Annotated in this window: 1 pseudogene; it reads right to left on the minus strand. The window is 42.7% G+C overall.

The annotated features are described in order from the left end of the window. Positions 1-480: pseudogene (locus KH893_RS11830) on the minus strand (type I glyceraldehyde-3-phosphate dehydrogenase); the annotation flags it as partial.

Consider the following 480-nt stretch of genomic DNA (forward strand, 5'->3'; position numbering starts at 1 on the left):
TAAAGGCATCGTTAACTTCTTCAGCAGTAACTTTCTTTGACAAAATAGTTGTTAATTCAGTTACAGAACCATCAACAACAGCAACACGCTGAGCATGGCCATTCAACTTGCCATCGACTTCTGGAACAACCAAGCCGATTGCCTTGGCAGCACCAGTACTATGAGGGATTGTGTTCGAAGCAGCGGTACGGTTGGTACGCTTCTTTGAACTACGAGGTCCATCAAGAATCATTTGGGTCGATGTATAAGCATGGATAGTAGTCATGGTTCCAACTTCAATACCAAACTTGTCTTGTAACAAGCGAGCCATTGGAGCCAATGATTGAGTAGTGCAGGAACCAGCAGAAACAATTGTGTCAGCTGATGTCAAAGTATCTTGGTTAACACCATAAACAATTGTAGGAATCTTAACAGCAGGTGCTGAAATCAATACACGCTTTGCACCAGCATCAATATGAGCCTGTGCCTTTTCTTTTGAAG

Origin of the sequence: Liquorilactobacillus sicerae (assembly GCF_029916425.1) — a bacterium.
GTDB classification, from domain to species: Bacteria; Bacillota; Bacilli; order Lactobacillales; family Lactobacillaceae; genus Liquorilactobacillus; species Liquorilactobacillus sicerae.